The sequence below is a fragment of the Phyllobacterium sp. 1468 genome (assembly GCF_031455525.1).
Taxonomy (GTDB): Bacteria; Pseudomonadota; Alphaproteobacteria; order Rhizobiales; family Rhizobiaceae; genus Phyllobacterium.
Map to the genome: position 1 here is coordinate 44013 of NZ_JAVDSX010000004.1, position 22789 is coordinate 66801.

At 56.6% G+C, this 22789-nt stretch carries 22 protein-coding genes; 12 read left to right on the forward strand and 10 right to left on the reverse strand.

Annotated features, from left to right (window positions below):
- Positions 1 to 239: 239 nt before the first annotated feature.
- From J2X72_RS12185 to J2X72_RS12195, 3 genes are read left to right on the forward strand one after another with little or no spacing between them, the layout of a single operon-like run.
- Positions 240 to 749 (forward strand): hypothetical protein, encoded by a 510-nt coding sequence (locus tag J2X72_RS12185; protein ID WP_209997590.1) that lies wholly within the window; start codon positions 240 to 242, stop codon positions 747 to 749.
- The gene (locus tag J2X72_RS12190) at positions 746 to 1987 is read left to right on the forward strand and encodes an ATP-binding protein (RefSeq protein WP_310072288.1); all 1242 of its coding nucleotides are present in this window, start codon (positions 746 to 748) and stop codon (positions 1985 to 1987) included. The genes J2X72_RS12185 and J2X72_RS12190 overlap by 4 nt, the downstream gene beginning before the upstream one ends.
- A 21-nt stretch (positions 1988 to 2008) precedes the next feature.
- Positions 2009 to 2197, forward strand: coding sequence for a hypothetical protein (locus J2X72_RS12195; RefSeq protein WP_310072290.1), 189 nt, complete (start codon positions 2009 to 2011; stop codon positions 2195 to 2197).
- Positions 2198 to 2247: 50 nt separating this feature from the next.
- Here the strand turns inward: J2X72_RS12195 and J2X72_RS12200 are convergent, their stop codons facing one another.
- Positions 2248 to 2847 carry a superoxide dismutase gene (locus J2X72_RS12200; RefSeq protein ID WP_209997586.1) on the reverse strand — a complete coding sequence of 200 codons (600 nt, stop codon included), beginning with the start codon at positions 2845 to 2847 and terminating at the stop codon, positions 2248 to 2250.
- A gap of 166 nt (positions 2848 to 3013) precedes the next feature.
- Positions 3014 to 3892: a branched-chain amino acid aminotransferase gene (locus J2X72_RS12205; RefSeq protein ID WP_310072293.1), complete on the reverse strand. Its 879-nt coding sequence runs from the start codon at positions 3890 to 3892 to the stop codon at positions 3014 to 3016.
- A gap of 319 nt (positions 3893 to 4211) precedes the next feature.
- On the opposite strand from J2X72_RS12205, the gene J2X72_RS12210 reads away from it, so the two are divergent.
- Positions 4212 to 4925: a L,D-transpeptidase gene (locus J2X72_RS12210; protein ID WP_112528079.1), complete on the forward strand. Its 714-nt coding sequence runs from the start codon at positions 4212 to 4214 to the stop codon at positions 4923 to 4925.
- A 399-nt stretch (positions 4926 to 5324) separates the two neighbouring features.
- Positions 5325 to 8375, forward strand: coding sequence for a GH92 family glycosyl hydrolase (locus J2X72_RS12215; protein WP_310072295.1), 3051 nt, complete (start codon positions 5325 to 5327; stop codon positions 8373 to 8375).
- A 145-nt stretch (positions 8376 to 8520) separates the two neighbouring features.
- Here J2X72_RS12215 and J2X72_RS12220 read toward each other — a convergent pair whose 3' ends face one another.
- From J2X72_RS12220 to msrB, 4 genes are all read right to left on the reverse strand, one after another.
- Entirely contained in the window at positions 8521 to 8856 is a 336-nt protein-coding gene (locus J2X72_RS12220) for a metallophosphoesterase (RefSeq protein WP_209997582.1), read from the reverse strand.
- 406 nt (positions 8857 to 9262) lie between these two features.
- Positions 9263 to 9814, reverse strand: coding sequence for a hypothetical protein (locus J2X72_RS12225; protein WP_310072297.1), 552 nt, complete (start codon positions 9812 to 9814; stop codon positions 9263 to 9265).
- A 121-nt stretch (positions 9815 to 9935) separates the two neighbouring features.
- Positions 9936 to 12041, reverse strand: coding sequence for a S9 family peptidase (locus J2X72_RS12230; protein ID WP_310072299.1), 2106 nt, complete (start codon positions 12039 to 12041; stop codon positions 9936 to 9938).
- An 87-nt stretch (positions 12042 to 12128) separates the two neighbouring features.
- Positions 12129 to 12533: a peptide-methionine (R)-S-oxide reductase MsrB gene (gene msrB / locus J2X72_RS12235; RefSeq protein ID WP_209997579.1), complete on the reverse strand. Its 405-nt coding sequence runs from the start codon at positions 12531 to 12533 to the stop codon at positions 12129 to 12131.
- Between the two features lie 396 nt (positions 12534 to 12929).
- On the opposite strand from msrB, the gene J2X72_RS12240 reads away from it, so the two are divergent.
- Positions 12930 to 13367, forward strand: a complete 438-nt coding sequence (locus J2X72_RS12240) for a MucR family transcriptional regulator (RefSeq protein ID WP_112527519.1) — start codon at positions 12930 to 12932, stop codon at positions 13365 to 13367.
- A 137-nt stretch (positions 13368 to 13504) separates the two neighbouring features.
- Here J2X72_RS12240 and J2X72_RS12245 read toward each other — a convergent pair whose 3' ends face one another.
- Entirely contained in the window at positions 13505 to 13807 is a 303-nt protein-coding gene (locus tag J2X72_RS12245) for a cytoplasmic protein (RefSeq protein ID WP_310072303.1), read from the reverse strand.
- A gap of 196 nt (positions 13808 to 14003) precedes the next feature.
- Here J2X72_RS12245 and J2X72_RS12250 point away from each other — a divergent pair, with 196 nt between their 5' ends.
- The gene (locus J2X72_RS12250) at positions 14004 to 14459 is read left to right on the forward strand and encodes a helix-turn-helix domain-containing protein (RefSeq protein ID WP_209997577.1); all 456 of its coding nucleotides are present in this window, start codon (positions 14004 to 14006) and stop codon (positions 14457 to 14459) included.
- Positions 14456 to 15250, forward strand: a complete 795-nt coding sequence (locus J2X72_RS12255) for a DUF6456 domain-containing protein (RefSeq protein WP_310072305.1) — start codon at positions 14456 to 14458, stop codon at positions 15248 to 15250. The genes J2X72_RS12250 and J2X72_RS12255 overlap by 4 nt, the downstream gene beginning before the upstream one ends.
- Here J2X72_RS12255 and J2X72_RS12260 read toward each other — a convergent pair.
- On the reverse strand, positions 15247 to 15687 hold the full coding sequence (locus J2X72_RS12260) for a SufE family protein (RefSeq protein ID WP_310072307.1): 441 nt from the start codon (positions 15685 to 15687) through the stop codon (positions 15247 to 15249). The genes J2X72_RS12255 and J2X72_RS12260 overlap by 4 nt on opposite strands.
- A 57-nt stretch (positions 15688 to 15744) precedes the next feature.
- The gene (locus J2X72_RS12265) at positions 15745 to 16203 is read right to left on the reverse strand and encodes a DUF5330 domain-containing protein (RefSeq protein ID WP_310072309.1); all 459 of its coding nucleotides are present in this window, start codon (positions 16201 to 16203) and stop codon (positions 15745 to 15747) included.
- Positions 16204 to 16647: 444 nt separating this feature from the next.
- On the opposite strand from J2X72_RS12265, the gene J2X72_RS12270 reads away from it, so the two are divergent.
- The 3 genes from J2X72_RS12270 (at position 16648) to J2X72_RS12280 (ending at position 19804) form a co-directional block, all read left to right on the forward strand.
- Complete coding sequence (locus tag J2X72_RS12270; protein ID WP_310072311.1) at positions 16648 to 18453, forward strand: ATP-binding protein; 1806 nt, start codon at positions 16648 to 16650, stop codon at positions 18451 to 18453.
- Positions 18428 to 19300 (forward strand): peptidoglycan-binding protein, encoded by an 873-nt coding sequence (locus J2X72_RS12275; RefSeq protein WP_209997572.1) that lies wholly within the window; start codon positions 18428 to 18430, stop codon positions 19298 to 19300. The genes J2X72_RS12270 and J2X72_RS12275 overlap by 26 nt, the downstream gene beginning before the upstream one ends.
- Before the next feature lie 156 nt (positions 19301 to 19456).
- A complete protein-coding gene (locus tag J2X72_RS12280; protein WP_310072315.1) occupies positions 19457 to 19804 on the forward strand; it encodes a DUF1491 family protein in 348 nt (115 codons plus the stop codon).
- Positions 19805 to 19836: 32 nt separating this feature from the next.
- Here J2X72_RS12280 and J2X72_RS12285 read toward each other — a convergent pair whose 3' ends face one another.
- Complete coding sequence (locus J2X72_RS12285; protein WP_310072317.1) at positions 19837 to 20796, reverse strand: DUF2336 domain-containing protein; 960 nt, start codon at positions 20794 to 20796, stop codon at positions 19837 to 19839.
- Positions 20797 to 21457: 661 nt separating this feature from the next.
- On the opposite strand from J2X72_RS12285, the gene J2X72_RS12290 reads away from it, so the two are divergent.
- Positions 21458 to 22768 carry an MFS transporter gene (locus J2X72_RS12290; protein WP_310072319.1) on the forward strand — a complete coding sequence of 437 codons (1311 nt, stop codon included), beginning with the start codon at positions 21458 to 21460 and terminating at the stop codon, positions 22766 to 22768.
- Positions 22769 to 22789: the final 21 nt, after the last annotated feature.

The following is a 22789-nucleotide window of genomic DNA, read 5'->3' on the forward strand; positions in this document are numbered from 1 at the left end:
ATTGATGCAATTTCTCATTTGTGCATAGATTGTGAAATGTGAGGTGAATTTATAAATTTCAAACTGCTGTGTCAGTTACCAATAATAGTAACGAAGATCAATATTTCTTTATAACAAGTAATTTTGCGAGTTGTACTTTGACAATCGTTCTTCAGCATTTTTTTTGCACGAGTACATGCCGGAAAGGCACCTTCCTTTCCCGTCGGTGCGGGGATCTTGTTGCGATCTGGCTTGTACTCATGGCGTTGTTTTTTACGATTGCCGCCAAGGCTCAGTCTCCGGATCCCGAAACCCTGACGGTGGGGCGGGGAGCCGGTCAGTCGGAATTAATCTATAATATCGATCAACTGCGCGACGAATTCACGTTGCATGAACAAGTCACCGCAACGCCTTGGAGCGGACATAAGGCCATCGGTTTTCGCGGCCCCCTGCTTAAGGATATTCTGTCCAAAAGCACCATCTCCGGGGCGAGCGAGTTTGAAGTACAGGCCTACAATAATTTTCTTGCACGGGTGACTGCTGCCGAGATCGATGCCTATGCGCCCATTCTTGCCCTCGAACAGAGATGCGAGGATGCCGATAGGGTCAGCGGGCTTTGTTCGGATAGTCAATCTTATCGGCGGCTGTCCGTCGAGGACGGAGGCCCCCTTTATTTGATCTGGCCCCTTAAGGATTTGCCCCCAGCCTATGTGCTCGGGCGTAAGTCCATATGGGTCTGGTTTGTCGTGGCGGTACGACCCGCTCAATGAAGCGTCCGTTTCGCGCATTATTGCCGTTGGCGCTCTATGCCGGGCTGTTCCTTTCGCTCGCCTTGAGCGTATGGTCACTGGTTCGAACTGAAACTTACCGGCAAAAGTCGGAAATTATTACGAGCCAGGCATTGGAAATCCGATCGCGTATCTGGCAATCCCGGGAAGACATAGCGCGGATTGCGGGCGCTCTGGAACTCGCACGGCAAACTGGAAGGAACGTACCTCAGCTGGCGACGTCCGTCCGGTTGTTGCGGTTCAATCTTTCATTGCTGTCGCACCTGGAATATGTCGAATCCTTTCTTGGCACCGGCAACCAGATCGAACTCGACGGCTTAATCCACGGGATAGATGATGTGCTTCTGCCGGTGGTACTTCACGGGGGAGACTATGGCGAAGCACTTAAATCTATCGCTTCGGCCGAACGTTATCTCGTGCGCTTATCGAGCACGACCGTCAATTCGAGTCAGGGACTAACCCTGGAGGCACAGATCGCGAATGACGCGGCTCTTAATCGATTGCGCATGTTTGCAGCATTCTCAGCTCTGTTACTGAGTGCCATCGCCATACATCAGTACAACAAAACGACCCGCGAGAAGGACCAGCACATAAAATCGTTCTCGTTGCTTTTCGCCCATATGACACGCACGCGCATCGCCGCCTTGCGGCTTTTTCTCAGTTACCTGAATGACAGATCACTTCCAACGCCAGAAATGACCGACGCCGCATTGCATACAATTCTGGAGCTGGATTCGATCAATGAAGGTTTGATGATGATAGGCCATGCCCCCGCCAAGGTGCCGCCTGCACCACTCGGGCAGATCTTCGACAATATAGTCGCGAACTGTAATACCACGCTGAATGTAGACGCCGGTGATGAAGTGCGCGCTGTCAATGTTCCCGCTTCGCAGTTCCATCTGCTCATCGATGAACTCCTGCGCAATGCGATCAATGCGGTCGCAGGGCGGCCGGATCCCGTGATTTCCATCGAGGCAAGGGTGCAAAAACGCTTCCTGCGCCGTTCGCAACTGATCCTGACCATCAGCGACAATGGGGGAGGAATGAGCCCGGATCTGCTGGCCAAGGCAAAACAGCCATTCTTTTCCACCAAAGCTGGCGGACATGTTGGCCTTGGCCTCACCAACTGCGTTGAACTCATGAAGACCATGGCAGGGAGACTGGACATAAGTTCCACGGCCGGTGAGGGAACCTCGGTCAGAATCTACTATGCGATCTGAAAGACCGTCCTAGATGCCAATATGGTTATTCGTTATCTCGCGCAGGACGATCGCCAGCAATCTGCCAAGGCCACGCAGTTGATGGAGAATTTGAGCAGCGAAATCCCAGGATTCTTGATCGAACGCAGTTGCGACAATGCAAAATGTAGCTATACGGCAACCTTCGATGCAACAGCGGCAAAGACGGCCGGCGTGCGATTGATCGACTAGCCGATAAAAAAGCCCCGCCGAAGCGGGGCCTTTATTGATCGACGGGCCGCTTACTTGGCCTTGCCGTAAAGTTCTTCGACATATTCCCAGTTGATCAGATTGTCGACGAACGCTTCCAGATATTTCGGGCGGGCGTTGCGATAATCGATGTAATAGGAGTGTTCCCAAACGTCGACGCCGAGGATCGGCGTTGCGCCATGAACCAGCGGGTTTTCGCCATTCGGGGTCTTCGAAATTTCGAGCTTGCCGTTCTTGACGGAGAGCCAGGCCCAGCCGGAGCCGAACTGCGTGGTGCCGGCAGCGATGAAATCGGTGCGGAACTTGTCATAGCCACCGAGATCGGATTCGATAGCCTTTTCGAGTGCACCCGGAAGCTTCTTGCCGCCGCCGCCCTTCTTCAGCCAGTGCCAGAAATGCAGATGGTTGTAATGCTGGCCTGCATTGTTGAAGAGGCCGGCATTCTTGCCGTAGGACTGCTTGACGATCTCTTCGAGCGAAAGATTTTCGAGACCGGCTTCGGCAGCCAGTTTGTTGCCGTTGTCAACATAAGCCTTATGGTGCTTGTCATGGTGATATTCGAGCGTTTCGCGCGACATATAGGGTGCGAGCGCATCGTAATCATACGGCAGTGCGGGCAATTCGAAAGCCATGGAAGTCTCCTCTTCGATTCAATTGTGACTGGATTGGCTGCCCGGGAGGGGCCCCGGAATGGGATGGTCGCCAATCCTGACAAAACCTGCGTTTGTTACATAGGTCCGTATTTCTTCAGGAGCAATGCGAAACGGATCAATATTTCAAATCCCACCAATTCGGCAGCTAAATTATCTGCGTGGAGTGCGCGTACTCCCAATAAAGCTCCCGGGCTTTCTTGGCGATCGGACCCGGCTGAAGATCGCGGTCTTCGATACGGATAACGGGAACGACCTTCGAATGGTTCCCGGTCGAGAAAATCTCGTCGGCATTGAGAAAATCCTGCACGCTCAATGTCGTCTGCGTGGTGCGGAAACCATAATCGGCCAGCACATCGATCGTGCGCGAACGGGTGATGCCGGAAAGGAATGTTCCATTGGGCGCCGGCGTGAAAATATGGCCGTCCTTGACCATGAAAATATTGGACGTGCCGGTCTCGGCGACATTGCCCAGCATGTCCAGCAGCAGCGCGTTGTCGAAACCACGCGAACGCGCTTCGAGAATGGCCCGGGCATTGTTGGGATAAAGACAGCCCGCCTTGGCATTGGTTGGCATGGTCTCGATCGTCGGGCGGCGGAATGGCGAGACGCTGAGCGAAAAGCCGCTCGGCTCGATCATCGGCGCCTCATAGAGGCACAGGCAAAACCGGGTTGAGTCCGGATCGGCGGGGACGCCCATATAGCCGCCATGCTCGCCCCAGTACATTGGCCGGATATAGACGGCAGTCTTGCCGTCGAATTTCTTCAGGCCATCCTTGGCGAGGCCGATGATTTCCTCGGTGCTCATGGTCGGCATCAACCCCATGGCGATGGCCGAAGCGTTGACCCGGGCCGCGTGCTTGTCGAGATCGGGCGAAACCCCTTCGAACCACCGCCCGCCATCGAAGACCGTCGAGGCCAGCCACATCGCATGACTGCGCGGACCGATCAGGGGCACATTTCCTTCGTACCAGTCGCCATCGACATAGGTCCATGTCACTGTTTGGGCTTGAGTATTAACCGCCATGATACTGATTCCGTCTCACTGGTAATTTTTGCCATCGAAGTGCTATTTTGCACCAACGTCAATGCGCCGAATTTAATACGCAGTCGAATCACAATGCGTAAGCGATTTGCAACCGACACCGCATCGGCGTCCTCACAAAGTGTTTATCCGAACTTGAACGGCCAATTCCGTTGCGCGTCGGCTTTTTGTTGCGGCGCGGCAACAGTCGGCCGACTGCCTTTTTTGTGCCCTATTGTCAACGGTTGGCCGCCATATTCATTGTGCGTTTAGGCGGCGCAACTTCGCGTTTTCCCATTCCCGTCACCAACCTGGTTCAATGATGCAAAACACACTTTCCCGTCGCGGCTTCCTGGCTGCATTGACTGCAACCGCCGCAGCCGGTCTCGCAGGCTGCGCACAGATCCGCGACGACAGGCCAGTCATCCAGGTCGATGACTATGGCAACCCCCTCTCGACGCCGCAAATGGATGTCGACCCGGCTTTCGCTTCGTTTCAATCCATGTATTCGGCACGCGAAGACGATGGCTATCAGCTGCCGGCGATCCCGATCGAAAAGATGGACAAGCGCTATCTCCGGCAGATCGTGCAGGATCCGACCGGCGAACAGCCGGGGACGATCGTCGTCGATACGACCGATAAATTCCTGTATCAGGTGCGCGAAGGCGGACAGGCGATCCGCTACGGCGTTGGTATCGGCAAGGAAGGTTTTGCCTGGTCGGGCCGCGCCGTCGTCCAGTGGAAGCGCCACTGGCCAACCTGGACGCCGCCGGATGAAATGGTGGCCCGCCAGCCCGAACTGGTACAGTACAGCGCCAGGAATGGCGGGATGCAGCCTGGGCTTAAAAATCCGCTCGGCGCCCGCGCACTCTACCTCTTCAAGGATGGCGTCGACACGCTCTACCGCCTGCACGGTTCGCCGGAGTGGTGGTCGATCGGCAAGGCCGTGTCCTCCGGCTGCGTGCGCCTGATCAACCAGGACATCATCGACCTTTATGACCGCGTGCCGAACAAGACGCCGGTTCTCGTCACCTAGAGCAAGTTTGCCTATTCAAACCCAGCTCTGTCGCGGATGGCGAGGCCATCCACGGAGGCGGCGAGGCCGATAACAGCTGAAATTTGTTCCAGGCCACGCTCGAGACGGACGTCACAAGGCCGGTGGATCGCTCCATCGGCCTTTTTTGCCGGCCTTTGCCGAAGCCAAGGCTGGCCATCAGATTTATGAGTTCACGACCTAATTAATTCTCTTGGACTTAAGGTGAATTGACAGGCGCAAGGCCAACAGAATTAATTCCGAAACCCGGCTTTAATCGTTTGAAATCGCCCTTGGAGGAGCGCGGTTTTAAAAGCGGGTGGGTTTGCAACCCCCGGCGCGTCAGACGCGTAATCCCTTTCTGTTCGGAAATATTTTTAAAAAATTCATTTGGAGGAAACAATGACATTACGACGCATATTTATGGCGGGACTTCTCGCCTCGACCATGCTGGCCGGTTGTAGCGATGACAAGAGCCCGCCAACCGATACCATATCGCAAGGCACCTATGATCAGCGGAACTCCCGTGTTGAAGCGCTTGAGGCCGGGCGAAAGTCCGATTGGGCGACGATCGCCGAACTGCGCGACAGCCTCAAACAGTTCAGAGCCGACATCGAGGCGCGGGTTACCGGGCTTGGCAAAAGGCTCGACGACGTCGATTTGCGGGTTTCCGCGATCGATGCAAATCAGAAAGCACTTTTGAACTTGCAGCCGCAGGTCGACAAACTGCAGGAGAAGGTTGCCGCTCTCGAAGCCCAACCCAAGATCAGCGAGGACGATGCCGCCCGCATCGCCGGTCTGAAGCAACTGTCCGGCGATGTGAACGGGCTGCGCACCGATTTGGATGCCGCGGTTGCTGCGTCCGCAAAGGACATCGGCGCGATCAAGGATGAAATTGAGAGCCATCGCCTGGCACTGGCCAAGACCACTGATGCGGATACGGTCACGGTCTTGACCAACAAGATCGCCGCGCTTGAAAAGGAACTCGACCTCGTGGCGAAAAGCGGCACGAATGCGGTTGAGGCCTTCAAGACGCGCATCGCCGCGCTGGAGGATGAAGTCAAAAAGCTGCGGAACCTGCGTGTGGATGTGCCACTGACGCAGTTCGTCAACCTGTTCGTTGGAACGAAGCTTACCGAAACCGGCGGCGGGCACTCCGGCAATGTCAATCCCGGCGCGCAGACGCCGTTCGGCATGGTCAGCTTTGGTCCGGACACGAAGGGGGAAGGTAAGGGCTGGGGCTATGGGTCGGGGGGCTATTATTATGGCGACAGCACGATCCGCTATTTCAGCTTGACTCATCTGAACGGTCCAGGCTGCCGCGGCCAAGGCGCCGTTGCTATACTGCCTAAGGATGAGGGCACTGCGATGACCACTAAAGGCATCGCCTACAGCCACTCAAAAGAAGATGCCGAGCCCGGTTATTATCAGGTGAAGTTCGACAACGGCATCAACAGCGAATTTACGGCAACGACACGCACAGGCATGTCGCGCTTCACGTTTGACGATAAGGACAAAGCTTTTCTCATCATTGATGCAAGTCGCAATAACTCAAACCAGGGCGGCGGCCAGACGCCATCCAACATAGAGATTGCAACAGACAACAAGTCCGTTTCGGGTCAGGCGCTCGCGCCTGCTTTCTGTGGCGGAACTTGGAAACAGCCCGTCTATTTCTATGCGACGTTCGATAAGCCGTTGAAGGCATCCTCCATAGCCAACGCGGCGGCGACGCTGCAGTTCGAACTGACGGATGCAGACAAGAGCGTGCAAATCAAGATCGGAATTTCTTCGGTCAGTGTGGCCAATGCCAAACTCAATCTCGAGACGGAAAATGCCGGCTGGTCATTAGATGCTGTAAAAAAACAGTCTTCGGATATCTGGAACCAGCGACTCAATACCATCCAGCTCGATCTCGCCGACCCGGAGGAATTCAGGAAGCTGCAGCAGGACAAACAGGCCGACGCCACCAAAAAGCTGAAGCAGTTCTACACGGCTCTCTATCGCGTTTATAGCGGCCCGACGGTCTTCAGCGATGTGAACGGCGAGTATCGCAGCATGAAACAGGCCGGCGGCGGCGATCTGCCCGTACGTGCGACGGAAAACGTCGCGAACTACAAGTTTACGGTCGACGGCAAGGATGCCGGCTACAAGACGCACTATTCCGGCTTTTCCATGTGGGATACCTATCGCTCGCAGGCACAGCTTCTCGCATGGATCGCCCCGGATGAAGCCAGCGAAATGATGCAGTCGCTGGTCGCCGATGCCCAGCAATGCGGCGCATTTCCCCATTGGGTTGACGGCAGCGAGGATACAACCCCGATGAGTGGCGATCATGCGCCCAATGTCCTTGCCGGTTCCTACATGTTCGGTGCGAGACATTTTGATCTCGACAATGCCACCAAATATCTGCGCCAGTCGGCGACCACTGGGGGTTCATGCAACGACAAAGCGAATCCTGACAAAGACTCGTTCCAAGCCTATAGCACCAAGGGATATGTTCCATTTATAAAATACGACGACCATTCAGCTTCTCGTACCCTTGAAATGGTCATCACCGATCAGTCGATTGCCAGCTTGCTCGACGCTTTGCCGACCAAAGGTGCCGATAAGGCAACCATTGACGACCTGCACATCCGCGCTTCCAACTGGAAGAACATCTTCGACGATTCAGTGCACAAGCTAAGGCCCAAGGATCAATCTGGCGCATGGAAGGACGGTGAATTCCACGAATTGACCGAGGCGAACTATATTTGGTCGTTCGGTCATGATTGGACTGCGCTCATCGACAGGCTCGGCGGTAAGGAGAAAGCTATCGACCGGCTGAACACCCTGTTTTCCTACAAGTCGTTCAGTCCTGCCGACGAACCTTCTGGAAAAGATCTGAACGGCGGTGAAACTTCCTCCAATTATTACATCGGCAACGAGCCAGCCTTCTCGACGCCCTGGGCCTATAATTGGGCCGGCTCGCCCAAATATGCGCAATACATCATCCCGGTCATCATGCGGAAAAATTTCTCGCTCAATCCGGGGGGGCTTCCAGGCAATGACGACATGGGGGCTCTTTCGGGCTGGTATGTCTGGTCGGCGCTCGGGCTTTATCCGGTCATCCCCTCCGCGCCGGGCATGGCAGTATCCACACCGCAATTCTCGGGCGCTACACTCTGGCTCGGCAATGGCAAGAGGTTTCGCATCGAGACCGACAAGCAGGCGCTGCTCGACGATGTTCGTTACATCAGCGCAATGAGATTCAACGATGCGGAATACAAGGGCACTTGGCTGCCGCTCGACAAGATCAGAAACGGCGGCAAGTTGAGCTTCACGCTTTCCGACAAGCCGACGGAGTGGGGCTCGGCGCCTGAACTGACGCCGCCTTCAGGGCCATCGGCCGATTATAGCAAGGCGACGGCAAAGGAAGCTTCCAACGTCCAGATGATCGATGCGCTTGAGCAGTAGACTTGGCGGCAAGCCGGTCTTTGCACCAGCGCTGGCAGTCAAGCCGGTTCCTTGCAAGAAGGGCATGGTTGGCTGGGTTGACCAAAAAGGGCCGCTGCACGCGGCGGCCCTTTTCGCGTCAGGCCGCTTGAGCCTCGCGGTAAACCTATCTCTTCTTGCAACTGATCAGGACTGAATTTCCGTCGGTGTATTTGCTGCGCAGGGTGTAGAGCCAGCCTTGGCACTCCGGCATCGAGGTGAAGCAGCGAAAGAAGGAAACGGTCGATTGGTCGCCGCCCATGGAAAGGATTGGATTGTCGGTCGTACCGGTATATTGCCCGACGATGATCCCGGAGCCGCGCGGCGGGGTGTTGCAGCGTTGGCCGGCATATTCGCTGACATTCTTGCGAACAGCCTGTGCTTGCGACATGCCGGTGAAAGCGAGGATGGGCTGCGCCAGGACACCAAGGCCGAGTAACAGGGCGAATGCGCTTCTCTTCATCAAGGTCGTAAACTCCTAAATCTCATTGAAATGGCGCCTGAAACGGCAAGAAGATGCGAGGAGAAGCGTGACGGGCGGGGTCTTTCCCCCGGCCGAGCGGTTCGACACTGCAGCTTGCAGCCGGATCAGTGTCCGCAGGATATGGTCCATCTTCCCGGCAACAGCGTCGCAAGGGACTTGAAAATGGATAAACATTTCCATCGCCCTTGCTCCTTGTATCCGAAAAGATGGCCTCATACCAATTTCCATCAGATTTATGAGTTCACGACCTAAAATCTCCGAGGCTATTCAAGACAAACCAATCGTCCGAATCCCCCGAGCGGGCGTCGTGTGTTTATAGCTCATTTCAACGCGCAGGTAACTGTGCGAACGCCGGAGCACGGCGAAGTGATAGGCGCGTCAGGCATTATCGTCCTGCTGTCAGCACCTTCTGGCAGGCAGGTGATAAGCGGGCGAGATTGTTCCGCAAGCACTCGATACCACGACCGCCGCCCAAGGCGACCGAGCTGCAAAGCCGGCGGAAGTCCGGACCGCATGATTGGCGGACGATCATCATTTCCTGGCGCGGCGTGAAAGACGGGGCGGGCGCGGCCGTAGCGGCCGGGGCGGCGGGTGCGGCCGGGGCAGTTGCTGTTGCAGGAGCAGTTGTCGTCGCGGGGGCCGTGGCAGAACCGGCCGGTGCTGATTTGCCGCCTCCGAGCGCCGCCAGTGCGGACTGGCAAGCGGCAGAAAGCGACGAGTTATGCTGCTGCAGACAGGTGAGCGCGGCCTTGCCTCCAGGTTGCACACCCGAACATTGCGCCATGAAATCGGAACGGCATGCGGATTTGATGGCGCTTTGCTGCGCTGCTGTTGGTTGCTGGGCCGCTGCGGCACCGGCGATAACGCCGGCCGCACAAAGCATGGTTAGAAACAGGCCGCCTCTGCGGTCTGTGCATTTTCTGGTTTCTTCGAACATCGAACCTCTCCCTGGGGAATGCGATCCCAGGGAGAAATTGACAGGCAGTACGGGCGAAGGACAGTACGTTACAGTAACGAGAGCCCGGACGCGGCGAGCGCCACGTGCACGTCCCTTTCGTTCAAACGCCAGCTTTTCCGACCAGTTTCAGGGCATAGGCATAGACATAGGCGACCTCTTCCAACCGCGAGAAGCGCCCCGAGGCACCGGCGTGTCCGGCATCCATATTGATGCGGAAGAGCACCGGATTGTCGTCCGTCTTGATCTCGCGCAGCTTCGCCACCCATTTTGCCGGTTCCCAGTAAGTCACACGCGGGTCGGTGAGGCCAGCGACCGCAAGGATCGGCGGATAATCTTGCGCGACGATATTATCGTAGGGCGAATAGGAGGCCATGTAGGCGTAGTCGGTGGCTGAGGTGATGGGATTGCCCCATTCGGTCCATTCCGGGGGGGTGAGCGGCAGCGTGTCGTCGAGCATGGTGTTGATGACATCGACGAAGGGCACCTCGGCAATGACGCCGCCAAAATTGCCTGGCGCCATGTTGGCGATGGCCCCCATAAGCAGACCGCCCGCCGAACCGCCCTGCGCGACGATGCGGTCATGGCGGGTGAACCCTTCCGCGACGAGATGTTCGGACGCGGCGATGAAATCGGTAAAAGTGTTCTTCTTCTTGAGGCGCTTGCCGTTTTCGTACCAGTCATAGCCTTTGTCCTTGCCGCCGCGAATGTGGGCGATGGCATAGACGAAGCCACGATCGGCGAGGGACAGGCAATTGGTGTTGAAACTTGCCGGAATGGTGATGCCGTAGGAGCCATAGCCATAAAGCAGGCAAGGCGCCGAACCGTCGATCTTCGTGTCGCGATGATAGACGATTGAAATGGGAACAATCTCGCCATCGGGTGCCGGGGCGAGCAGGCGGCGCGTGATATAATCGTCCGGATCGTGCCCGGAGGGGACTTCCTGCGTTTTTAGAAGCGTGCGCTCCCGCGTGCGCATATTGTAGTCGTAGAGCTGGGTCGGCGTGGTCATGGACGAATAGGAAAAACGGATGATGTCCGTGTCATATTCGGCGCTGCCCTGCAGACCAAGCGCATAGGCTTCTTCATCAAACGATATCGAATGTTGCTCGCCCGAATGGCGGTCACGAATAATGATGCGCGGCAAGCCGTTCTCACGCTCGAGCCAGACGAGATGGTTGCTATACGCCGAGTGGCCGAGGAGCAGGCGTCCGGCCTTGTGCGCAACGACCTCGGTCCAGTTAGCCTTTTCCGGCGCATTTACCGGCGCGCTCATGATCTTGAAATCCTTGGCGCCATCGGCATTCGTGAGGATGTAGAAGACATCGCCGCCCTCGGTAAGGCTGTATTCGACGCCGGTCTGCCGTTCGATGACGAGTTTCGGTTCGGCGCTATCGTCATTGGCTGGCAGCAGCCACATTTCAGAGGTTTCGTGATCGTGGATATCAATGAAGACAAAATCATTGAGCGTGCTGCCACCGACGCCGAGGAAGAAACCGGGGTCTTTCTCCTCATGGATCAGGCGGTCCTCGCTCTCGGGCTGGCCGAGTTTATGGTAGAACAGGCGGGACGGGCGATGGTTGGCATCGACGCGGGTATAATAAAAGCCATTCGACTGGGCATTCCACACGCCGCCGCCGGATGTATCGCTGACGGTCTCGGCGGTATCCTGCAGAGTCGCAAGGTCGCGCACCTTCAGCGTGAAGAACTCGGAGCCCTTGTCATCGAAGCCCCAGATCATCTTGCTGTGATCGGGAGAGTGATCCGCCGAGGCAAGCCGGAAATAGGCCTTACCCTCGCCTTCGAGATCGCCGTCAAGCAGCATGGTCTCCGCGCCGCCATCGCGCGGCGTGCGGAAAAAGCGTGGCTGCTGTCCGCCGGTCTTGTAGGAGGTGCCATAGGCGTAAGGGCCGTCTTTTGACGGAACAGACGAATCATCCTCCTTGATCCGGCCCTTCATCTCGTCGAAAAGCCTGGACTGAAGATCCTTGGTGTCGGCCATCAGCGATGACTGGTAAGCGTTTTCCGCTTCAAGATGGATGCGAATCGCCGGATCCAGCGTGGAAGGGTCGCGAAAAACATCCTGCCAGTTGTCAGCGCGCATCCAGGCGTAATCGTCTGTACGGTTGATGCCGTGGCGCGTATCGGATATGGGGTGCTTCTCGGACTGCGGCGCGAGGATGCTCAAAAAACGGGGCGTATTCGTCATGGAAAAACTTTCAAGGGATGAACCGGCGGATGCAACAATCGGCCGGAAGGGGCAATCGTTAAAGGTGTAAAGCAAGTTGCGGGCTGGTCAATCCTGATCAAAGACCAATGCATTGCCATTCATGCAGTAACGCAGGCCAGTGGGGGGAGGGCCGTCCGGGAAAACATGGCCAAGATGCGCATCGCAATCGGCACATTTTATTTCGGTTCGCAACATGCCATAGGAGCGATCCTCGATCGCATTGACGGCATCAGGCTCGATCGGGGCCGTGAAACTCGGCCAGCCTGTACCTGATTCATATTTGGTTTCAGAGCGGTAAAGCGGACGATCGCAGCAAACGCACTTGTACAATCCCTTGAGTTTGCTATCGAAGTTCGGACTGGAAAAGGCACGCTCCGTCCCATGATTTCGGGTGATTTGATATTGCTCCGGCGTGAGCTGTTCACGCCACTCGGCGTCTGTTTTAACGACCTTGAATGTCTTTGTGTTCATCGTTGGTTCCTTTTTACGCAAATGTAGGGATGAACACTACACATCGCAATATCTGTTATTATAGAATGCTTGAAGCATTGCGCCCCATTCCTCATTTTTGCCATTTTTTGTCTTAGTGGTATGGCGCAAATCATTTTGCATTCGCATTTTTGTTACTGCGCGGGCATTCAGGTTCCAGCTTTCTTGGGTCTATCTCCTACTGCTTACGGTTAATCTCTACCTTGGGGATTATTTGAAATATTTCTTTCGTAGGCAAAGTATTGATTTGACATTTTCAACGAAATCCGGAATAGATTGTTACCAATGGCGTAGGAGACTTCGCCTGTTATCGACTTTATATTGGTGATTTTAATCTACCTATCCAGATTTCAAATTAGACGAAGGAATTGGACTTAGATGACCACGTTCGACAATTCAAACACAACTGGTAGTGACGTGCTGCTGGAACTCACAGCAGAATTGGTTGCTGCTTATGTGAGCAACAACTCAGTGCCGGCCGGCGATCTGCCCGGCCTCATCTCGGATGTTCATGCTGCCCTTGGCCGGGTTGGCGGTGGTCTGGAAGCGGTAACTGCCATCCAGGAAAAACCCAAGCCAGCCATCAATCCGAAAAAGTCTGTCGCGGATGATTTTATTGTCTGCCTCGAAGACGGCAAAAAGTTCAAGTCGTTGAAGCGCCACCTGATGACGCACTACAATCTGACCCCTGAACAGTATCGTGAGAAGTGGGACCTTGATCCTTCCTATCCGATGGTCGCTCCGAATTATGCAGCAGCCCGTTCGCGTCTGGCAAAGAATATGGGCCTGGGTCGCAAGCGCAAGAAGGCCGCTTGAAACCTTTGCCAACCTGATGCACATCTGATGCGCGGTTTTTGCCACGGTGATCCGCATCTTGGGTGGTCTATGAAATAAGGATGAAACGGCGCCGAGAGGCGCCGTTTCGTGTTTGCGGGTGGCATCGCCGGCGACGATCATTCACCGACAGCGTCTTCCCGCAACGATGACTTCAATGTATCGAGCGCCTGCTTCAACCCAATGTGGCGATTGAGGTCGTAACTCCAGTGGCCTTTAACGCCTTTGAGGCGCTCACGCTCGATCAGGCGCTTCAGCCGCCTGCACATTTGAGACTTTGATTCATCATCCTGCGCGATCAATTCATCGAGATCGGCGTTGCAGAGTATCCGTAAAACCAGGCGCTGCCGCGCCTCGCTCGCATGCTTGTCCTTTGCCGCGATAAACGCGTTCCGTTGTTTGGCCAAATCGATTGCCCACATGCTTCCATTCCTTGTTGAGGGATAGACGCAGTATGGACAAACGCGGATGGTGTAGGATAAAAGTCCTATAAAAATCGGTGGTAAAACAAAAAACCGATCCATAACAGATGGTTAGCAAGCGGACGACGGAAAACTTATCCACGCTCTTGTTCGCTTCGATATAAGAAGATATTCCTACATTCAAAGTGGAGTGAGAATGTCTTCGAGTTTGCCCCGCCTGATCCGCTCCGGAGCCGAAGCCCGGGCCGTCACCGATACGCTGAAGCCGAGACGCTGCCGTTTCAAGCGGTCTGTGCTGCCGGTCGTCGACGAGGATGCGCCGCTCGATGAGCGTCTTTTCCAGCTATGCGATGGCGTACTTGATATTCTGTCGGCTTTTTTCAATGTAAGCGGCCGGGATCTGCGTTCCCATTCGCGCTGTGAGCGTTCGGTGGCAAGGGTCCGGCAGGTCGGCATGTATGTGGCGCATGTGACATTGGCGTTGACCATGAGTGAAGTGGGGCGCGCCTTCGGCCGCGATCGTAGCACGGTCAATCATGCCTGCCATCTGGTCGAAGACATGCGCGAGGATATGGAATTCGACCGGATCATCCAGACGATCGAAAATATCATCCGGGTAGCCTATGTGGAAAGCGGGAGACTGCGCGCATGATCGAGCCGTCCAGCAAGGAAATTGCCCGGCTGCTGCGTTTTATTGCCAAAGGTGGCGCCGAAATTGTCGAGACGCAAAATTTGGACAAGCTGGTGCTGGAAAGCGGCGCCTATGGCACGATTTCCGCGACACGAAAGGTTGTGAAGTTCGCGCTGAGCCAAGGTCTCGGGGCTTTGAGCAAAGGTAAGGTATCGATCAGCGACGCGGGGCGCACCTGGCTTCGCCGTCTCGAATGCACGGACGACCCTTACGCCGGGCAGCACCGGAGTGAAGCGATCATTGCCATTGCCGATGAGCACGGGTCGGTGCGGGTGCGCAGCAATGCCATGGAGTCGCCGCTGGCGATGCTGCGCAACCGCAGGGATGCAAAGGGCCTGCCACTGATCAACGATGAGGCTTTCAAAGCCGGCGAGCGGCTGCGATCGGATTTCACCCTCGGCAATCTCATGCCCTCGATCAGCGTCAACTGGGATGTCACGGGGCCGGGTTCACGCGCCAATGCCGTGTTGGAGATCACAGAGGCGGCACTCGCTGCGCGTCAGCGTGTCGAGCGGGCGTTGGAGGCCGTCGGACCGGAACTGTCGGGTGTGCTGATCGACGTGTGCTGCTTTTTGAAAGGGCTGGAAACTGTTGAACGCGAACGGCAATGGCCGGCGCGCTCGGCCAAACTGATCCTCAAAACGGCGCTGGCCGTACTCGACCGGCACTATCACCCGCCGGCGCTCGTGCGAAGAAGCTCGCGGATCATCCACTGGGGCACGGACGATTACCGGCCGGTGTTTCAAAATTAATGCTGCGTGACCTCGGCGGGGGTGAGGGCGTTCTGCGCCTCGCTGCGAATACGGCCGATCATGGCGCGCAGGCCATTGGACCGTTGCGGCGTCAGATGTTCGTCGAGGCCGAGTTTCTTCAATATTACTTCGGGGTTGATCGCCATGATCTCGGAAGCGCGTTTACCGGAATAGAGCACCATCATGATGGCGACGAGACCGCGCACGATATGCGCGTCGGAATCGCCGACAAACTCGATGACGGGATCGGTGTCAGCATTGAGCGTACTCTTCAGCCAGACCTGACTCACACAGCCCCTGACCTTGTGAGCGGCATCCCGCGCCTCTTCCGGGTAAGGCTTCAAGTCGCGGCCGAGGTCAATGACATACCGATAGCGATCTTCCCAGTCATCGAGAAAGTCGAAATCAGCAAAAATATCGTCGATCGTCTGTGCCATACATCACATATAGTGATTTGAATCCTCTACGTCACCGCCTGAATCGAAAAAGCGCGATCACTGCCGGGAGACGGTGCCGGTCTGGGTCTTGTCGTCGACCTCGTTCGCCTGTTCGCGCTGGCGGGTGGCGGCATCGAGGATTTCGCGCAAGGCCATTTCACGCAGTTTCGCCTTTATGGCGTCTCCCTGCCCGGATTCCGTGTCGGCGTTTTGCGCGCCGGGTTTCTTCGAACTCTCGCCCATGCGTGCATCCAGATAGTCATAGCCGACCTTCGCGACCTCGCCTGCGCGGACGCCGGCGTTGGAAAGTGCGGCCTTGCCCGTTTCGCACGCCTGTGGCTTGCGGGTGCAGAAATCGCTGAGATCGCTGATCGTCTCCTGTGCTGCCAGAAGAGCCTCGATCGGGCCGGGCTGGATACCTCCCTGCGGCCGATCTTTCGGGTTCACGGGAATGAACAAGGAGATGAGCATCATCCAGAAGCAGAACTTGATCGCAAACCTGATCAGAAAGAACATTTCAGCAGTCCTCTATAGCGTCGCTATTCAACCCTTCGTGGTGGACACTGACACAGATCCGGCAAAAACCCGTTGAAACGCATTTCCGCATTTGAACGATCATAGAAACGAACGATTAATAACTGCTGAGGGTAACCGGGGTTGAAGCGGCAGCCATGCAAACCTTTCGCTCAGTTTCGCCGTTACCGCGCTGAAGCGGTTCACGACACCGGTGCGCTGCGGATCGGACGGCAAAGCGGGTCAAAGCCGAAACCCTTCATTTACCATGACCGTCACAATCGCTTGAAACACGGTTCGCTTGGCGTCGGGCGGCCCCGCTTTATCCTTTCCTTAAAGCCTCATCTGCAAAAGTTAACGCCGACAGGAATGTTGCAGAGAGCATTCGGGAAATGACCGCGACTTATCCGGCTCTGGCCGGATTTCGCGGAAAGCAGGAAAAAGTTGGTGCCGATCCACTCCGTCACACAGTCGAAAATTGCGGCAGGCTACAAACGCCTGTGCAAGCGCTGGGTCAGTCCGTCCGCTACTGGTGCCACCGCCGAGCGGGACGCGCGCATGGCCGGCGCGTTTCTCGGTATGCCGCTGATGCTGGCTGTCGCATTGACCATCAGCCACTCGATCGCAAGTGAACTCGATGCGGTACTAAGCTTGGTTGCTGGCGTTCTGGCGCTTCCGATGATCTTTTGCGGGGCGCTTTCGGTATCGAAGAACAGCAAGTTGGTCGGCATGAGCGCGCTTCTGGCCTATTCTCTGTCTGTCGCCGCAATCGGCGTCACCGCACCATCGGCGAATTTGCTGCTCTGGATAATGGCCGCGGCCATCCCACTCGAAACCTGGTTTATCGGCCGCAATGAGAAATCGATTCGCCTGCCGGCTGGTATTGCCGCCGGTGTGCTCGCAATATTCCTTGTCGTTGCGATGCGGGCAGGTGAAAGCGTGACATTGTCACCCCTGGTGCTGCTTGCTTCATTGGGATATCTGGCGGCCCTCATTGTCAGGACCACTGGCACTGTCGCCGCTCGGATTGCTGCGGCCCGCCGCGATGATCGCGTGGCCGATCTGGAGAATGCCATCGATGGCGTCGTGTTCAGTCTTGGGACGGATGGGCTCATTCTCTCGCTGTCCCCCAAAGCGCAGGATCAGTTCGGCATCGCACGCAATCTCCTGATGGGCACACCGCTGCTTGACCGCGTGCATGTGTCGGATCGTGTGCAGTTTTTGAGTTTCCTGTCGGACATGAAGAGCGGCGCCACGAGCGCAACGGCGGAGATCAAGCTGCGTTGTGTTGCGCCGGGGGCCACGCCAAAACATGCCCATAGCGTGCGCTTCGCCACTTATCGCCTGCGTGCTGTGCCGCATAGCGAGGAGACAGGTTTCGTCGTTGTCGCGACCGATATTTCGCAGGCCGTGGCTGACCGCAACGCACTGATAGTTGCACGCCGCGAGGTCGAAACCGCTGAAATCGCCAAGGGCCGGTTCCTTGCTTCGGTCAGCCATGAACTGCGCACACCGCTGAACTCCATAATTGGCTTTTCCGATGTGCTGCTGCAGGAGATTTGCGGCAAGCTGCCGGCCGGACGCCAGCGTGAATATGTGGAACTTGTAAACCAGTCAGGCAATCATCTCCTTTCGGTCGTCAACGCCATTCTCGATGTATCGAAGATCGAGGCGGGCACCTATCCGATCTTCACGGAGAGCTTTGCCTTCAAGAATGCCGTGACCATGGTGCATGACATGATGGCGCACCAGGCCTCGCAAAAAGGCGTAACTCTGTGCGACCGCGTCAGCCCGCGCATCGGCAACGTCGTTGCCGATAGCCGCGCCATCAATCAGGTGCTGATCAACCTGGTTTCAAACGCCATCAAGTTTACCGAAAGCGGCGGCGTCGTCACTATAGACGCGCTGATCGAAGACAACATGCTGGCATTTTCCGTCAGCGATACGGGCATTGGCATTGCCGAGGCGGACCTCAAGACTTTGGGCCAGCCGTTCCGGCAGGTGCAGAACGATTACACGCGCAACCACGAAGGTACGGGCCTTGGCCTTGCCACGGTCAAGGGCCTCGTCGGGCTGCATGACGGCGAGATGAGGATCAAGAGCACTCCGGGGCAGGGCACGGTTGTCGATGTGCGCATTCCCCTGGACGGTCCCGTGATCGAACATTTCCCGGACGAGGCGAACATTGTCGAATTCAAGATCGAAAGCGATATCGAGGGAGGTTCCCATGAGGAAGCCCGTAAGTCGGCCTAGCGGCAAGCGGCGCGCTCCGAGGCGGGGCAAGTTTGCCGTGGCTGTTTTCGCAACTGGCAGTCTGATCGCCAGCAATCCCGGTATTGCCGGCGGCACGACAGCCTTCCTGGTCACGCTCGGTTTCATCTCCGCCAATGCGCTCTGGTATCAGCCCCATGTCCATGACGGCGTGTTCTTCCGGACACGGCCGGAGCTCGTCTTCAAACCCATCAAGCAAAGTAATATTTCGTTGCCGGGCGGTACCTCGCAGGCACAATCAGCCGACGCACCCATTCGCAAGGTAAAATCCGTTCCCATTCCGCAGAGCCCGGACCCGATTGCCGCTGCGATCAATGGTGACCCGGTTCTGGCGCCGGGCGGCGATCCGGAAGTTGCCAAGCTGCAGCAGAAATTGCTGGCGCTCGGCTTTTATAGCGGCACTGTAGACGGTGTTTCGGGCAAAGGCACGCGTGCCGCTATCGATGCCTATCGCAAGGCAACGGCCGCCATGGGTATCGAGCCCGAGCAGGCCGTCGACAATGCCAGTGAGACCACCGCGAGCATTGCCATACCGGAGAAGAAGCCGGAACAGACGCAAGAAAAAGCTACAATCCAAAAGGTTTCGACCAGTCCAACGCAAGACAGTGCGGCCGTCGCAAGCGCTGACGCATTGTCGCCCGCAGAAATCGTTCGGGTTCAGGCGGGCCTTCGTGCATTCGGCAATGACATGGTCGAGATTGACGGCAAGGTTGGTGCCTCCACCAAAAGTGCCGTGAGCGAGTTCCAGAAGCTGTTTCGCCTACCGGTGACGGGCGAGCCGGATCAAAAGCTGCTCGCCAAGATGCAGGAGATAGGTTTAATAAATTAGAGCCTTTCATAGTCAGCTGGAACCGAGCCGTTGGTTTGCTTTGCAAACCAATATGCTTTCAAACCTGAACGCTTCCATCTGGCTATGAAAGGCTCTAGGCTCTGGCTATCCCCCTTGCGTGAGAGAAAGCGCTTTCGCTCGAATTGAGAGAATTGCATGCGCCTGACATCTGAATTCTGGGTCGCCGCACTGGTCAGGCGCGTGAACGGCTCAGGTGCGTTTGCGGCACTCAGCAACAAAGGTGCGGCTGAGGCTGGTGCCATCTTTATCAAGTTCCGCAACGCCGACGGGAGCTACGATCTTTTCGGGCCCGCGCCGCAGATGGTCTATGATGAAACCAAGCCCGCTGAGCGGTTGTTCACACCCTTGAAGACCGGCGTGGCTGAAATGGAAATCAATGACGATCTGGAAAAGCAGAAGCGCTGGGATCGGGATTTGTGGATTGTCGAGATCGAGGATTATCGCGGCGACCGATCCGAACTGTTTCCAGTCGCGAAAGGCTAGGCCGTAAACCGTCTGATTTATGAGTTCACGACCTAGGAGACCTTGCGCGCGCCGTTCTCGAAGTCCGCGGCCATCTCGCGCAGTTTCTGCCGCAGTTTCAGCGAGTTTTCCTTGGCCTTCCAGCGCTCGACGGTCGCTCCGGCTTTTTCCTGATCAATCTGGCGATAGGATTGCACGAAGAGGCGCAGCGAATGCAGATCCTTGTGCACGAGGCCGAACAGCCCTGTGAGGACCAGATGTGCGGCCTCGGCAGAAAGCCCGAGAGACGCCAGCGCGATCGTCAGTTCTGCATTCAGGCCATGGCCGATGATCCGTTTTGCACTTTCGGTATCGAGGTCAAGCGCGCTGGCAAACGCCTGTTCGAAGGATGCGGTCTGGTCGAGAAGCGCCGCATCGACAAGATGTTCGGCCAAAGCCTGATCGCTGGAGAAGCCGGCATCGCTGTCCCGCATCAGCGCCTTCAAAGCCTCACGCGTTTCACGCAGGCGGGGCGATTCCTGGGTCGGCTGGGTATCTGGCATGTCGCTTTCCCTCCCATGGACGGAATTCGATTGAGGCGTCAAAGCACGTTCAATGGCCGGGTCATTGAACCCATGCAGCACACGCAGAAGTTCAGGATCGGTGATCTCGCGCCGCGCGATCGCCCGTGCATGGCCAAGGCCCTTATGCGCGATTATATCGATCAGGTCAGACGTATTCAGCACCGGCGAACGCAGCAGAAGCGGCGCGGATATATCCACCTCGTCCTCCGCGAGCGCGATGACAAGCCGTTTCGGCGCGTGGGAAAATTCCGACAGGGCGGCCGCAGCATGGCGCCGCACACGCTGCGAGGCGAGGGCGAGGAGCGGCACCGCGAGGTCCTCGAGTTGCTGCACATCGCTCTTTGCCGGTCTTGCGACGCAGCAGAAGGCAGTAATTGACGCGGTGAGGAGATCGTCAGCCTTGCTGCCGCTACTGCGGTCTTCAAGCGCCCGAAACTCAGGATACTTCACGAACACAACTCCACGAGACGCAGTACGAGGTTAAACAATGGCTAAAATTAGCCGTGAAGCGTTAGCAACCCGTTAACCATCGATGGGCTAATGAAAATTATGGCGCAAATCGTGCGCGCGTAAGCATCGGCGTATCAAGGAGATCAACGAACTCGGATGCGTTGATATTCACGCCATGACGGCCTGCAGACGGCATTTTTCTGCGATCCGGTGCTCACGTACCTCAAGTACGCTCAGCTCCGGTTCTCGAAAACCACCGTTTTTCGCCTCGTCATGATCGCGAATTTCGACACATCCTAAAACGGATGGGCGATATGGGGTTGGTCATCACATTTCCAGGCAGCGCAAACAAGCGCCGCACCCTTGCAGACAACGAACGGCAGACGACCGCCGAAATCACGATTTTCCCCGGCGTGCGCTATGAGCGTTATGCACCGGAAGCGCCAAAGCGCGCCAAACCAAAATCACCGCGTAGATATTTCGATAGGATGCCGCAGCCAGGCTGAACTGCTGCCTGTTATTCAGGCAATTGGCATCTTTGCTCATTAAATCAGCTTTTAGCGCACGTGCGTGCTTGACACGAGTGGCGGCTGCGTATCCTATTGCGGATTATTGCGCGCGCTAAGTTTGTTCTTGAATCATTTCAATAGAGAGATTTTCAATGTCATCAATCACCGGCACCGCCGATAGTATCGGCTTCCCTTCAGCCCATCCAAAGCGTCTCGCCCTTGCCAGCATGGTTGGTACGACGCTCGAATATTACGATTTCACCATCTACAACACGATGGCGGCCCTGGCCTTCAGCCAGCTGTTCTTTCCGAGCGTGGATCCCATGGTCGGCACGATGCTGGCGTTTTCCACCTATGCAGTCGGTTACTTGTCACGCCCGCTCGGCGGCCTGTTTTTTGGCCGCCTCGGCGACAAGATCGGCCGCCGCGCTGTCCTTGTGATAACGCTGGTGATCATGGGGTTCACGACTGCAGCCATCGGCCTGCTGCCGACCTATGGCTCCGCCGGAATACTGGCGCCGCTGCTGCTGATAATTTTGCGCTTCGTGCAGGGTATTGCTCTCGGCGGCGAATGGGCGGGCGCGGTCTTGCTGGCGGTCGAGCATGGACGGCAGGACCAGCGGGGACTCAATGCCTCGTGGACACAGATGGGACCCGCCCTGGGCACCCTCCTTGGAACCGGCCTGATCTATGGTTTTACGTCGCTCATGGACAATGAAGCTTTCCTCGGATGGGGCTGGCGCGTCCCTTTTCTTCTTAGTCTCGCCTTGGTCACTTTTGGGCTGTGGGTTCGCAGCGGCGTTGAAGAATCCCCGATGTTCAAGCATCTCGAAGAGGCGCATACCAAGGCCAAAGCGCCGATCAAGGAGGTCGTCACCAATCATTGGCGCCGCCTTTTGCTAGCCGGGGGGTCGCGCATCGGCGGCGACGTGCTCTATGGGTTGATCGTTGTCTTCACGCTGACCTACGTGACAACCGTGCTGCAACTGCCAAGGTCCACGGCGTTGATGGCTCTCTTGATTGGTACGGGGTTCAACGCGCTGGCCGTTCCGCTGTTTGCGATGATATCCGATCGTTGGGGACGGCGACCGGTGCTCGCACTCGGTGTCGTGAGCGCAATAGTCTGGGCTTTCCTTATGTTCGCGCTGCTCGACACGGCGCATACCATGGCGATTGTGCTCGCCTCCGCCGGCGGCCTGATCGTGCATGCGTGTCTCTACGGTCCGCAGGCATCATTCATCGTCGAGCAGTTCCCGACCCGAATCCGCTTCACGGGCGCATCGCTCGCTTATACTTTTGCCGGGATTGTTGGCGGTGGATTGGCTCCCTTGATCATGGCGGCGCTGTTCAAAAGCTACTCGAGCTCCTACGCCATCTCGATCTATGTGGCAGGTGCGGCCTGCGTGACGGGATTGGTGCTGCTGTTGGCGCGCGAAACAGCGCACGTGCCTCTGGAGGAGTAGCATTCACGCTTGACGACGCGG